This window comes from Campylobacter sp. CNRCH_2015_0338h (genome assembly GCF_025772785.1).
In the GTDB taxonomy this organism is placed as follows: domain Bacteria; phylum Campylobacterota; class Campylobacteria; order Campylobacterales; family Campylobacteraceae; genus Campylobacter_D.
In genome coordinates this window covers 56,431-69,662 of record NZ_JAKMST010000004.1, presented here as the reverse complement: position 1 = coordinate 69,662, position 13,232 = coordinate 56,431, and the positions used below count along the sequence as shown (strand labels likewise).

Here is a 13,232-nt window from a genome sequence, read left to right as displayed (position 1 = left end):
TCCTATAAATACAACTCATGGTTATATCTTTTAAATCTCTTATGAAAGAAAAAATACTCATCAGGTTTAAATTTAATCATCTCTTCACAACACTTTGCTTGATACTTAGTAAGCTCTTCTATGCTTGCCTTACTTGCGTCTAAAGCCTTAAAAGTTTTTACAAAAAATTTCTCATCTTTTTGATACACAAAACAAGGTAAAATCATAGCTTGTGTTTTTTTAGCAAGCACACTTGCACCTGCTATAAAATTTACTTCCTGATTAAAATACTGTATTTTTATACTTTCACCATCTACTGCATCTTGATCGGTTAAAATTCCAAGCGATCTACCTTCTTTTAAAGCTTTTAGCATTTTTTTAAGGCCACCTTTTTTTTCTATAAGCTCTATGTTAAATTGCGTGCGATTTTTACTTAAAATTTTATCCATTATCATACTATCAAGTGCTCTTCCAACTATGGAGATTCCTTGAAATTTAGCCCCAAAAGATAAAGCCAAAAGCTCCCAATTGCCATAATGAGCCGTAGTTACGATTAAGGGTCTTTTACTTTGCATTATATTTAAAATTTGCTCCTCATCATCAAAGCAAATTTTATTGATGATTTCTTCTTTGCTTGCATTTTGATTTTTGATAAAATCAATCCCAAATTTAGCAAAATTTTTATAGATATTAAGACTAGTTTCATCACGCCATTTTTGATCTTTTTCAGGAAAGCAAATTTTTAAGTTTATATCGATGATTTTGCGGTGTTTATGATTTAACTTATAAGTGATTAAAGCAACCAAATTTGAAAAAGAGCTTAAAAGCTTTGAAGGTAAAATCTTCACAAGAGTTTTTAATATATAAAAAAGGCTTAGATATACATAATTTATCATTTTTCTAAAAGCTCACAAGCTAGTTTAAAAATATCTTTTTCATCGATATTTTGTATGCAAAAATCACTTTTATCTATATGTTTTGAATGCAATATTTTTTTACCTGCATTGATTGTTTTATTAATATTTGTTTCATAAGCATTTCTTTGACTAGGAGTAGCTCCAAAAATCGTTATAGAAGGCTTGTTTAGTGCAAAGGCTAAATGAGTAGGTCCGCTATCATTTCCGATAATCAAATCACTTACCTTAGTTAAAGCACAAAGCTCACTTAAGCTTAATTTTGGCGCAAGTTCTATTTTCAAATGTTTTAAATTTAAAACTATATCTTTAGCAAAATTAAACTCATTAACATTGCCCCAACCAAGCATGATTTTTGCACTAGTAAAATACTCTAAAAGCATTCTACAAAGTAGTATCAAACGCTCTTTTGGGTAAATTTTATTAGGCATAGATGAGCCTACATGTATGAGTATATTTGGCGCACTTTCACTTAAAGAAAGCCTTTGTTCTAAGCTTTCTTTTAACTCATCATCTACGCTAAAACAACTTTGTTTTAACTCTATGTCGCTATGATCAAAATGCTCATTTAGCACATAAGCTACCAAAGAAAGATTACGCACGATAATATTTTCTTCATAATTACATGCAAATTTATGTGTATAAAAATTGCTTGCAAAGCCCTCTTTGATACTTTCTTGATCAAAACCAAAAGTATTAGTACATAAAAATTTACTCACCAAAGCAGATTTAATCAAGCCTTGCAAGTCAATCACAACATCATATTTATTTTGCCTAGCTTCAAAAAGCATAGCAAAAACTTCTTTGAATTTTCTGTCTTTCAAAGGTAGGGCATATACTTCATTGATCATTGGATGATCTTGCAATAATCCTGCAAATCTTGCATCTACAAACCAATCAATACTTGCCTTAGGATAATGCTTTTTAATAAATTGCAAAACAATCACCGCATGGATGATATCTCCAAGTGCGGATAATTTAACCAAACCTATTTTCATATGCTACTTTATTTTTAAATTTTCTGTTATGATTTTAACAAAGATTTTTTTAAAAAAAGGTTTATCATGCAAGAATATATTTGCGTTTTTGATTGCGAGAGCATTCCTGATGTAGAATTGATCAAACATCTTTATGATTTTAATGGCGATGATTTAAGCATTAGCAAGCAAACTTTAGAAAGACAAAAAGAAGAAAGCGGAAGTGAATTTTTACCCCTGCCTTTTCATAAAGTTGTAAGCATTTGTGCAGTGATTGCAGATAAATTTGGAAATTTCATCAAAGTTAATAAAATCAAAGGTGAAAATGAAAAACAAATGCTAGAAGAGTTTTTTAACTTCATAGATAAACACCAACCTCGCCTTGTAAGTTTTAATGGCAAAAGCTATGACATGCCTTTGCTTGTTATAAGAGCATTAAAATACAATATCAACGCAAGTGCGTATTTAGACACAAGAGATAAATGGGATAACTACAAAAGCAAATTTGTAGAAAATAAACATTGTGATTTATTAGAATCTTTAGGAAGCTTTGGTCAAAAAGGCTTAAGACTTGACACACTTTGTGCTATGGCAGGACTTCCTGGAAAGTTTGATGTGCATGGAAATGAAGTATTAGAACTTTTTTATCAAAACAAATTAGAAAAAATTCACGAATACTGTGAAAGTGATGTGTTAAACACTTATATGCTATTTTTAAAATACGAACTCATCAAAGGCAATTTAACCCAAGAAGATTATCTTAATATTTTAGAAAATTTCAAAGAAGAGCTTTTGCAAAAACATAGTGAAAAAAGTTATCAAAAGCCATTTTTAGAAGCCATAGAAAAAGAAAAAAACAAGTTTTAAATTAATTAAGAAAAGTATATTAAAATAACTATTATTAAACATCACAAAAAGGATAAAAATGAAAATTTTAATCACCGGTGGCGCAGGATACATAGGCTCTCACACCTTAAAACAATTTCTAGAAACAAATCATGAAATTTGCGTATTAGATAATCTTTCAAAAGGTAGCAAAAAAAGCTTAGATGAGCTTTCTAAAATCAGACCTTTTAAGTTTTTTGAGCAAGATTTAAGCGATTATGCTGGGATTAAAAAACTTTTCAAAGAAGAAAAATTTGATGCAATTGTGCATTTTGCAGCTAGCATTGAAGTTCCTGAAAGTATGGAAAATCCTTTAAAATACTATATGAACAACACTGCAAACACAAGTAATCTAATCCAAACTTGTTTAGAAACAGGTGTGAAGAAATTCATTTTTTCTTCAACCGCAGCTACTTATGGAGAACCACAAACTCCTATTGTAGATGAGCAAAGTCCATTAACACCGATCAATCCATATGGACAAAGCAAACTAATGAGTGAAAAAGTCTTACAAGATGCTAATATGGCTAATCCTGAATTTAAATACTGTATTTTAAGATACTTCAATGTAGCAGGTGCTTGCATGAGTTATCCTATAGGTCAACGCTATCCAAAAGCTACTTTACTTATCAAGGTTGCTGCTGAAGTAGCTACAGGAAAAAGAGAAAAACTTTATATTTTTGGCGATAATTATAATACTAAAGATGGCACTTGTATTAGAGATTTTATCCATGTTGATGATATTTCAAGTGCGCATTTAGCCGCTTTAGAATACCTAGAAAACAATGAAAGTAATATTTTCAATGTAGGCTATGGACATGGCTTTAGCGTAAAAGAAGTTATTGAAACTATGAAAAAAGTAAGTGGGGTGGATTTCACAGTAGAACTTGCACCAAAAAGAGCTGGGGATCCTTCTGTGCTTATTTCAAATGCAGATAAAATCAAAACCCTAACCAACTGGAAACCAAAATATGATGATTTGGAATTAATCTGCAAAAGTGCTTATGAGTGGGAAAAACAGTGTTAAAAAAACTTTTTTTTATACTCAATGCTCATGATAAGAAATTTTTATTTGCTTTACTAATTTTTTCTATTTTTATAGGATTTATAGAAAGCTTTGCTATTTCTTTAATCATGCCTTTTGTATCAGTGGCGAGTAATTTTGAGCTTTTAGAAAAAAGCTCCTATTTTCAACCTATATATGAGTATTTAAATTTGCCAAGTTATAAGATTATTGCTTATTTTGGCTGTATATTAATCGCCTTTTATATTTTTAGAGCCTTTTTGAATGCCTTTTATTTTCATTTGCTTGCGCGTTTTTCTAAAGGGCGTTATCACAGCCTTGCTTGTCGTATTTTTGATAAATACTTACATCTTGAATACGAAAATTTTACTAACAAAAATCAATCAGAACTTTTAAAAACCATCACTCAAGAAGTCTTTCATTTAAGTACTTTAATTAGCGCTTTTTTACTTATGCTAAGTGAAAGCTTTGTGGTGTTTTTGCTTTATACTTTATTGCTAATTATCAACTATAAAATCACCCTAGCTTTAAGTGCTTTTTTACTTTTAAATGCTTTTATTTTGATCAAAATTCTCTCACCCTTGGTAAAAAAAGCTTCTATAGCTAGAGAAGAGGCGATGAAAAATTATTTTGAAATTTTAAATGCAAATTTAAACAATCTTAAAATCATCAAACTCAAAACCAAAGAACAAAGCACACAAAAGCTTTATGAAATTCAAAGTGGGCTTTTTGCCAAAGCAAACATTAGCAATGAAAGTATGTCAAGCATTCCTAGAATTTACCTTGAAGGTATAGGTTTTTGTATGCTTTGTTTTATTGTGGTGTATTTAGTTTTAAGATATGAAAGTGATATCTCATCTATCTTAGCAACCATTACTATTTTCGTAGTAGCTCTTTATAGGCTTATGCCAAGTGCTAATCGTATCATCACAAGTTATAATGAAATCACATATTATAAAAACTCTTTAGATATTATTTATAATATGCTCAATGAAAAAGAAGAAAAACTAGGCGATGATAATATTAAATTTAAAGAAAAAATCGTTTTGAAAAATCTTTTCTTTGCTTATAAGGGCAAGAAAAATTTATTTAAAAATTTAAATTTTGAGCTTAAGAAAAATGAAAAAATCGCTTTTATAGGTAAAAGTGGAAGTGGTAAAAGCACTTTAGTTGATCTTATCATAGGACTTTTAAAACCAAGTGATGGAGCTATTTTTGTAGATGGAATTAAGCTTGATGAGAGCAATATAAAAAGTTTTAGAAGTAAAATTGGCTACATACCTCAGCAAATTTATCTTTTTAATGATTCTATTGCTAAAAATATTAGCTTTGGAGAAGAAATAGATGAAGCACTTTTGCATAAGGTAATCAAACAAGCTAATCTTGAAAGCTTTGTAAATTCACTTGAAGATGGAGTGCATACTAAGGTGGGCGATTCAGGTTCGTTTTTAAGTGGGGGGCAAAGACAAAGAATAGCCATAGCAAGAGCACTTTACCAACAACCTGAAATTTTAGTTTTAGATGAAGCAACTAGCGCTCTTGATCAAGAAAGTGAAGCAAAAATCATGGAAGAAATCTATAAAATTTCAAAAGATAAAACCCTCATCATCATAGCCCATAGGCTTTCAACCATACAAGGTTGTGATAGAGTATTTGAAGTAAAACATGGGCATTTAAAGGAACAAGTATGAAAATCACTTTCATCATAGCTACTTTAAATTCAGGTGGTGCTGAAAGAGTATTGGTCACTTTAGCTAATGAGCTTTGCAAAAATCATGAAATAAATATTATTAAATTCCATAAAGAAGACTCTTTTTACAAGCTTGATCCAAAAATCAAACTTTTTACCCTAGAGCAGTTTGACTTTTCCACTCTTTATAATAAAATAGCCTCACGCATTAAAAAATTCAAAGCCTTAAAACAAGCACTTAAAGACCATAAAAGTGATGTTTTTATCTCATTTTTAGATACTACCAATATCGCTTGTATTTGGGCAAATAAAGGCTCCAATACACCTTTAATCATTAGCGAGCATAGCTCTTATACTTATTTAAAATCTAAAATTTGGAAATTTTTACGCCGTATAAGTTTTCCTCATGCAAATGCTCTAACCGTGCTAAGTAATGATGATAAAAAATACTATGAAAATTTTGTTAAAAAAGTTATCAATATGCCAAATCCTTGTCATTTTAGCCCTATTAAAGAAAATTTAGAAAAAGAAAATAATGTCATTTTCGTAGGTAGACTTGATCATAATAAAAATGCTTCTATGTTTTTAAAAGCCATAGCAAGGCTAGATACAAATTTACAAAAACAATACAACTTTTTCATAGCAGGCGATGGAGAATTAAGACAAGATTTAGAACAAGAAACCAAGAATTTAAATATCAAAGTTAATTTTCTAGGTAAAGTTGAAAATATGCAAGATCTTTATAAAAAAGCAAAAACAATCTGTCTTTGCTCTTTCATAGAAGGCTTGCCAACGGTTTTGCTTGAAAGTTTATATTATCAAGTAGCGCGCATTAGCACTAAATACACAAGCGGTCATAAAGATTTAATTGATGATGGAAAAGATGGATTTTTAGTAGATTTAGATGATGAAAAAGCTTTAAGCGAAAAACTCGCACTTTTAATGCAAGATGAAAATTTAAGAAAAACACTAGCGCTTAATGCACAGCAACGATGTAAAGATTATGAAGTGGCCAATGTAGCACAAAAATGGCTTGATTTAATCAAAGAAGTAAGGGTTTAAAATGAAAAAACTAGCAATTTTTATTTATTCTTTAGGAAGTGGTGGCGCTGAAAGGGTTGTATCTACGCTATTACCTGTGTTAAATTTAAAATATGAAGTACATTTGATTTTAATGAATGACAAAATATCATACGATATTCCTGAGGTTAATATCCACTATCTTGAAAAATCAAATCCAAGTGAAAGTAACTTAGCTAAATTTTTAAAACTACCCTTGCTAGCTATAAAATACAAAAAACTTTGTGAAGATTTAAAAATCAATTTACAATTTGTATTATTAAATAGACCTAATTATATTGCGTTAATGGCAAAATCTCTAGGACTTAAATCAACCCTTATTATCAATGAATGCACCACTCCAAGTGTGATTTATCAACATAATAATCTAAATTCTTTTATTAATAAATTTCTTATTAAAAAACTTTATAATAAAGCAGATTTAATCTTAGCAAATTCTATAGGAAACAAAGAAGATTTAATACAAAATTTCAATATAGAGGCTAAAAAATGCGATATTTTATACAATGCCATAGATTTAGAAAACATTATAGAAAAATCTAAAGAAAAAATAGACTTTAAAGATCCTTTTATATTAAGTGTTGGTAGGCTTGATCATGGTAAAAATCATGCTATGCTTATAAGAGCTTATGCAAAAGTTAAAACTGATTTAAAATTAGTCATTTTAGGCGAGGGCATTTTAAAAGATGAGCTTTTAGCTTTAATAGAAACTTTAAATTTAAAAGATAAAGTCTTTTTACTAGGTTTTGATAAAAATCCTTATAAATACATGAGCAAATGTGACTTTTTTGCTTTTGCTTCAAGTTTTGAAGGCTTTTCCAATGTTTTAATCGAATGCCTAGCTTGTAATACTGCCGTACTTTGCACTGATCATAAAAGTGGCGCAAGGGAGCTATTTTTAGATGATGAGTTTGGACTTTTAGTAAAAGTAGATGATGAAAAAGCCATGCAAGAAGGCTTAGAGAAAATGTGCAATGATGAGGCATTAAAAGCTTCGTATAGACAAAAGGCTTTTTTGCGTGCAAAAGAATTTGATAAAATTAGCATAGCAAAGCAATTATTTGAATTTTTCAACAAGGCATAAAATGAAACTACAACAAAATTTTACTGATAATAATTCTATAAAATATACCTGTATTTTAATCCTTATAGCCTTTGCTTTTAGTGTTTTGTGTAGATTATACTGGGTGGCTTGGGCAAGTGAGTTTTATGAGTTTTTCTTTAACGATCAACTCATGATTACCACTAATGATGGTTATGCTTTTGCAGAAGGCGCAAGGGATATGATAGCAGGTTTTCATCAACCTAATGACTTATCTTATTTTGGAAGCTCACTTTCTACTTTGACTTATTGGCTTTATAGTATTTTGCCTTTTAGCTTTGAAAGTATTATTTTATATATGAGTACTTTTTTTGCTTCTTTGATTGTTGTGCCTATTATATTAATCGCAAGAGAGTATAAACTCACCACCTATGGCTTTATAGCAGCCTTACTTGGAAGCATTGCAAATAGTTATTACAACCGCACTATGAGTGGGTATTATGATACAGATATGCTAGTGTTAGTTTTACCAATGCTTATTTTGCTTACTTTTATACGCTTAACTATCAATAAAGACATTTTCACCCTACTTTTAAGTCCAATTTTCATCATGATTTATTTATGGTGGTATCCATCAAGTTATTCTTTAAATTTTGCTATGATAGGACTTTTTGGTCTTTATACTTTAGTATTTCATAGAAAAGAAAAGATTTTTTATCTAGCTATTGCTTTGATGATCATAGCTTTAAGTATGCTAGCATGGCAATATAAATTTGCTTTGATTGTATTATTATTTGCTATTTTTGCCTTCAAAGAAGAAAAAATTAATTTTTATATGATTTGGACTTTGATTTTTATTAGCATTTTGATTTTACATTTAAGCGGTGGCTTAGATCCTGTTTTATATCAACTTAAATTTTATGTTTTCAAAGCTTCTGATGTGCAAAATTTAAAAGATGCTGCCTTTATGTATTTTAATGTCAATGAAACCATTATGGAAGTAAATACTATCGATCCTGAAGTATTTATGCAAAGAATTAGCTCTAGCGTTTTAGTATTTATCCTTTCTTTTATAGGTTTTATCCTACTTTGTAAAGACCACAAAAGCATGCTTTTGGCTCTACCTATGCTTGCACTAGGTTTTATGGCTTTAAGAGCTGGACTTAGATTTACCATTTATGCAGTTCCTGTAATGGCTTTGGGTTTTGGGTATTTTTTATATGTATTTTTTAATTTTTTAGAAAAAAAACAAATCAAACTTAGTCTAAGAAATAAAAATATCTTACTCATACTCATTGCATTTTTTAGTATAAGCCCTGCTTTGATGCATATTTATTATTATAAATCTTCTACTGTTTTTACTTCTTATGAAGCTAGTATTTTAAATGATTTAAAAAATAAAGCTCAAAGAGAAGATTATGTTGTTGCTTGGTGGGATTATGGTTATCCAATACGCTATTATAGCGATGTAAAAACCCTAATTGATGGTGGAAAACACCTAGGAAAAGATAATTTTTTCTCATCTTTTGTCTTAAGCAAAGAACAAATTCCAGCAGCTAATATGGCAAGACTTAGCGTAGAATACACTGAAAAATCTTTCAAAGAAAACTATCCTGATGTTTTAAAAGCTATGGTTAAAGATTATAACCAAACAAGTGCTAAAGATTTTTTAGAAAGTTTAAATGATAAAGATTTTAAATTTGATACGAATAAAACTAGAGATGTATATATTTACATGCCTTATAGAATGCTCCGTATTATGCCTGTGGTGGCACAATTTGCAAATACAAATCCTGACAATGGAGAGCAAGAAAAAAGTTTATTTTTCTCCCAAGCCAATGCCATAGCTCAAGATAAAACCACAGGTTCTGTTATGCTTGATAATGGAGTAGAAATTATTAATGATTTTAGAGCCTTAAAAGTAGAAGGTGCAAGCATACCTTTAAAAGCTTTTGTGGATATAGAATCCATCACTAGTGGCAAATTTTATTACAATGAAATTGATTCAAAAGCTCAAATTTATTTGCTCTTTTTAAGAGAATACAAAAGCTTTGTGATTTTAGATGAAAGTCTTTATAATAGTGCTTATATACAAATGTTTTTATTAAATCAATATGATCAAGATTTATTTGAACAAGTCACTAATGATGCAAGAGCAAAAATTTATAGGCTAAAAAGATGAAAATAGGAATTTTAACCCATAGCGCAATGAGTGTGTATTATTTTCGTCTTGCACTCATTAGGGCTTTAGAAAAAAATAATCATGAAGTTATAATCATCACTCCAAAAGATGATTTTGCTATTAAATTACAAGAGCTAGGCTATAAGGTTTGCTTTTATGATTTAGCTAGATCAAGCGTTAACCCTTTAGTCGTTTTTAAAAATCTACTTAGTTTAAAAAATACACTCAAAAGTTTAAATTTAGATCTTTTACAAACAAGCGCTCACAAAAGCAATACAACAGGTATCATAGCAGCTAAAATGGCGAGTATTAAATACACTTTTGGTTTAGTTGAGGGCTTAGGAAGTTTTTATATAGATGATGATTTTAAAAGCAAATTAGTAAGAATGAGCATTAATTTACTTTATAAAATTTCTTTTAAACTTGCTAATGGTTTTATTTTTGTCAATGAAAGCAATGCTTTATTTATGAAAAATTTAGGCTTAAAAGAAGAAAAAATCAAAATCATCAAATCCGTAGGGCTAAATTTAAAACAATTTTTACCTTTAAAAATTAGCACAGAAGAAAAACAAGCTTTTTTAAAAGAACACAATATGCCCAATAAGCCTATCGTTTTAATGATTTCAAGAGCACTTTGGCATAAAGGCATTAAAGAATTTTATGAAGCAAGCCAAATTTTAAAAGATAAGGCAAATTTTGTTTTGGTAGGTGGAAGAGATGATAATAAATCTTGTGCACCATTAGAATTTTTAAACTCAAGTGATGTTTTTTATCTTGGTGCGAGAAGTGATATTGCACATTTATTAAATTTATGCGATATTTTTGTTTTACCAAGTTATAAAGAAGGTTATCCAAGAACGGTTTTAGAAGCACAAGCTTGTAAAAAAGCATGTGTGGTAAGTGATGCTGAAGGTTGCATTGAAGCAGTGGATAATGCCATAGATGGTTTAATTTGTAAATGCAAAGATAGTAAAGATTTAGCTGAAAAAATCGCAGTTTTATTAGAAGATGAAAAACTAAAAAATACTTTAGTGCAAAATGCTTTTCTTAGAGCGCAAAATTATGATGAAAATATCATAGCTTTGAAATATCTTGACTTTTATAGGGGTTTTACAAATGTATAAAAATGGTTTAAAGCGTGTTTTTGACTTTTTTTTGGCTTTGATTTTGTTGATTGTTTTTTCACCCTTTATAGTGCTTATTGGCATTGTTTTAAAAATCGTTCAAGGAAGTGTGCTTTTTAAACAAGCAAGACCAGGATTAAATGAAAAAATTTTTTATATTTATAAATTTAAAACTATGAGTGATGAAACCGATGAAAATGGAGAATTGCTTCCTGATGAATTACGCCTAAAGCCTTTTGGTAAGCTAGTTAGAAGCTTGAGTTTAGATGAATTACCACAGCTTTTTAATGTATTAAAAGGCGATATGAGCTTCATAGGACCAAGACCTTTACTTGTAGAATACTTACCCTTATACAATCAAGAACAAAAAAAACGCCACGATGTAAGACCAGGCATTACAGGTTGGGCGCAAATCAATGGACGCAATGCTATTTCTTGGGAGCAAAAATTTAAATATGATGTAGAATATGTGCAAAATTGCTCTTTTTTATTTGATCTTAAAATCTTTTTTATGACCATTGTTAAAGTTTTAAAAAGAAGTGGGGTTAATAAAGAGGGAGTAGCTACAACGGATAAATTCAATGGACACAACTAAAAGTATTTATATATATGGTTCTAGTGGACATGGTTTAGTCTGTGCTGATGTAGCTAGAAATTTAGGATATGAAAAAATCATCTTTTTGGATGATAACAAAGGCTTAAAATATCACTCCAACTTAGAAAAACACGATATGTTTATTGCTATTGGTGCAAACTCTATTAGAGAAAAACTTTTCAAAAAAGCAAAAGAAGATGGATTTAGATTAGTAAATTTGATACACAAAAGTGCTATTATTAGCCCAAGTGCTTTTTTAGATGATGAGGGTATTTTAATCATGCCAAATGTCGTAATTAATGCTAAAGCTAGCATTGCAAAAGGTGTAATTTTAAATACTGCTTGTGTAATTGAGCATGAGTGTTTCGTAGATGAGTTTAGCCATATTAGCGTTGGGGCTAAACTAACAGGAAATGTAAAAATAGGAAAGCGTTGTTTTTTGGGAGTTAATTCAAGCGTTATTCCTTGTATGAGTTTAAATGATGATATAACTTTAGGTGCAGGAGCAGTTGTGGTTAAAAATTTAACTTCTAAAGGTATTTATACTGGAGTTCCTGCTAAGAAAATAAAGGAGGTAAAATGAGATTTTTTCTATCAGCGCCACATATGAGTGGAAAAGAATTAGAATACATACACAAAGCTTTTGAAAGTAATTATATAGCACCTTTGGGTGAGTTTGTTAATGCCTTAGAACAAAGTATTAAAGATTATACAAAAAGTTCTAACGCACTTGCTCTAAATGCAGCAACTGCAGCTATTCATCTAGCTTTAAGAGTTTTGGGTATTAAAGAAGGTGATGTAGTTTTAGCTTCAAGTTTTACTTTCATAGCTTCAGTAGCGCCTATTTCTTATATGAATGCTACACCTGTATTTATTGATTGTGATGAAACTTATAATTTAGATGTCAATTTATTAAAAAAAGCTATCAAAGAAAGCCCTAAAAAACCAAAAGCTCTCATTTTAACACACCTTTATGGCAATGCTTCTAAAATGGATGAGATTGTCCAAATTTGTAAAGAAAATGAGATTTTTTTAATCGAAGATGCTGCTGAAGCTTTGGGAAGTTTTTACAAAAATAAAGCTTTAGGTACTTTTGGTGATTTTGGAGTATATTCTTTTAATGGTAATAAAATCATCACAACAGGTGGTGGTGGTATGCTTGTAAGTGAAAATCATACTAATCTTGAAAAAGCAAGATTTTATAGCACTCAAGCTAGAGAAAATTATCTTCATTATGAGCATAAAGAATATGGCTATAATTATAGAATGAGTAATATCTTAGGTGCAATCGGCACTGCTCAAATGGAAGTTTTAGAAGAAAGAGTAAGTAAAAAGCGTGAAATTTATAGCTGGTATAAAGAATTTTTAAGTGGCACCTTTACTTTTTTAGATGAACTTGAAAATACCAAGTCAAATCGCTGGCTAAGTACTGCTTTGCTTGATTTTGATTTAAATAAACTTAATACTTATGAAAAACATTGTATATGTGAAAATAAAAATGTTCAAATTCAAGATAAAATTTTAAAAATCATACAAGTTTTAAAAGATAATAAAATCGAAAGCCGTCCACTTTGGAAACCAATGCATTTACAAGAACTTTACAAAGGTTGCGATGCTTACTTAAATGGCAATAGTGAGTTTTTCTTTAGCAATGGAATTTGCCTTCCAAGCGCAACTACTATGAGTAAAGCTGATGTAGAGGAAGTTTCTACTTTAATCTTAAATACCTTAAAGGACTAA

The 13,232-nt window shown here is 29.8% G+C and carries 12 protein-coding genes; 10 read left to right on the top strand and 2 right to left on the bottom strand.

Translation table 11 applies throughout. The features are described 5' to 3' along the window. Window positions 1-2: 2 nt before the first annotated feature. Together L8X30_RS03925 and waaC are read right to left on the bottom strand one after the other, a co-directional pair. Window positions 3-875: a lipid A biosynthesis lauroyl acyltransferase gene (locus tag L8X30_RS03925; protein ID WP_263679104.1), complete on the bottom strand. Its 873-nt coding sequence runs from the start codon at window positions 873-875 to the stop codon at window positions 3-5. Then, window positions 872-1,891 carry a lipopolysaccharide heptosyltransferase I gene (gene waaC / locus L8X30_RS03920; protein ID WP_263679103.1) on the bottom strand — a complete coding sequence of 340 codons (1,020 nt, stop codon included), beginning with the start codon at window positions 1,889-1,891 and terminating at the stop codon, window positions 872-874. Before waaC ends, L8X30_RS03925 begins: the two co-directional genes overlap by 4 nt. Window positions 1,892-1,957: 66 nt before the next feature. Here waaC and L8X30_RS03915 point away from each other — a divergent pair, with 66 nt between their 5' ends. Genes L8X30_RS03915 through pglE form a run of 10 tightly spaced genes read left to right on the top strand, consistent with a single transcriptional unit; the run spans window position 1,958 to window position 13,232 of the window. Then, window positions 1,958-2,737, top strand: coding sequence for a 3'-5' exonuclease (locus L8X30_RS03915; RefSeq protein WP_263679102.1), 780 nt, complete (start codon window positions 1,958-1,960; stop codon window positions 2,735-2,737). Window positions 2,738-2,795: 58 nt separating this feature from the next. After that, the gene (gene galE / locus L8X30_RS03910) at window positions 2,796-3,782 is read left to right on the top strand and encodes a UDP-glucose 4-epimerase GalE (protein WP_263679101.1); all 987 of its coding nucleotides are present in this window, start codon (window positions 2,796-2,798) and stop codon (window positions 3,780-3,782) included. Further along, entirely contained in the window at window positions 3,776-5,470 is a 1,695-nt protein-coding gene (locus L8X30_RS03905) for an ABC transporter ATP-binding protein (protein ID WP_263679100.1), read from the top strand. The genes galE and L8X30_RS03905 overlap by 7 nt, the downstream gene beginning before the upstream one ends. Beyond that, window positions 5,467-6,531: a glycosyltransferase gene (locus L8X30_RS03900; protein WP_263679099.1), complete on the top strand. Its 1,065-nt coding sequence runs from the start codon at window positions 5,467-5,469 to the stop codon at window positions 6,529-6,531. Before L8X30_RS03905 ends, L8X30_RS03900 begins: the two co-directional genes overlap by 4 nt. Window position 6,532: 1 nt before the next feature. After that, a complete protein-coding gene (locus L8X30_RS03895) occupies window positions 6,533-7,633 on the top strand; it encodes a glycosyltransferase (RefSeq protein WP_263679098.1) in 1,101 nt (366 codons plus the stop codon). Window position 7,634: 1 nt separating this feature from the next. Further along, window positions 7,635-9,773 carry an STT3 domain-containing protein gene (locus L8X30_RS03890; RefSeq protein ID WP_263679097.1) on the top strand — a complete coding sequence of 713 codons (2,139 nt, stop codon included), beginning with the start codon at window positions 7,635-7,637 and terminating at the stop codon, window positions 9,771-9,773. Continuing rightward, window positions 9,770-10,897 carry a N,N'-diacetylbacillosaminyl-diphospho-undecaprenol alpha-1,3-N-acetylgalactosaminyltransferase gene (gene pglA / locus L8X30_RS03885; RefSeq protein WP_263679096.1) on the top strand — a complete coding sequence of 376 codons (1,128 nt, stop codon included), beginning with the start codon at window positions 9,770-9,772 and terminating at the stop codon, window positions 10,895-10,897. Before L8X30_RS03890 ends, pglA begins: the two co-directional genes overlap by 4 nt. Further along, window positions 10,890-11,492: an undecaprenyl phosphate N,N'-diacetylbacillosamine 1-phosphate transferase gene (gene pglC / locus L8X30_RS03880; protein ID WP_039628855.1), complete on the top strand. Its 603-nt coding sequence runs from the start codon at window positions 10,890-10,892 to the stop codon at window positions 11,490-11,492. The genes pglA and pglC overlap by 8 nt, the downstream gene beginning before the upstream one ends. Continuing rightward, window positions 11,479-12,075, top strand: a complete 597-nt coding sequence (gene pglD, locus L8X30_RS03875) for a UDP-N-acetylbacillosamine N-acetyltransferase (protein WP_263679095.1) — start codon at window positions 11,479-11,481, stop codon at window positions 12,073-12,075. Before pglC ends, pglD begins: the two co-directional genes overlap by 14 nt. Next, entirely contained in the window at window positions 12,072-13,232 is a 1,161-nt protein-coding gene (gene pglE, locus L8X30_RS03870) for a UDP-N-acetylbacillosamine transaminase (RefSeq protein ID WP_263679094.1), read from the top strand. The genes pglD and pglE overlap by 4 nt, the downstream gene beginning before the upstream one ends.

Coding starts and splice junctions, on each gene's coding strand:
- L8X30_RS03925 (WP_263679104.1), bottom strand. CDS start 875: ATGATAAATTATGTATATCTAAGCCTTTTTTATATATTAAAAACTCTT.
- waaC (WP_263679103.1), bottom strand. CDS start 1,891: ATGAAAATAGGTTTGGTTAAATTATCCGCACTTGGAGATATCATCCAT.
- L8X30_RS03915 (WP_263679102.1), top strand. CDS start 1,958: ATGCAAGAATATATTTGCGTTTTTGATTGCGAGAGCATTCCTGATGTA.
- galE (WP_263679101.1), top strand. CDS start 2,796: ATGAAAATTTTAATCACCGGTGGCGCAGGATACATAGGCTCTCACACC.
- L8X30_RS03900 (WP_263679099.1), top strand. CDS start 5,467: ATGAAAATCACTTTCATCATAGCTACTTTAAATTCAGGTGGTGCTGAA.
- L8X30_RS03895 (WP_263679098.1), top strand. CDS start 6,533: ATGAAAAAACTAGCAATTTTTATTTATTCTTTAGGAAGTGGTGGCGCT.
- L8X30_RS03890 (WP_263679097.1), top strand. CDS start 7,635: ATGAAACTACAACAAAATTTTACTGATAATAATTCTATAAAATATACC.
- pglA (WP_263679096.1), top strand. CDS start 9,770: ATGAAAATAGGAATTTTAACCCATAGCGCAATGAGTGTGTATTATTTT.
- pglC (WP_039628855.1), top strand. CDS start 10,890: ATGTATAAAAATGGTTTAAAGCGTGTTTTTGACTTTTTTTTGGCTTTG.
- pglD (WP_263679095.1), top strand. CDS start 11,479: ATGGACACAACTAAAAGTATTTATATATATGGTTCTAGTGGACATGGT.
- pglE (WP_263679094.1), top strand. CDS start 12,072: ATGAGATTTTTTCTATCAGCGCCACATATGAGTGGAAAAGAATTAGAA.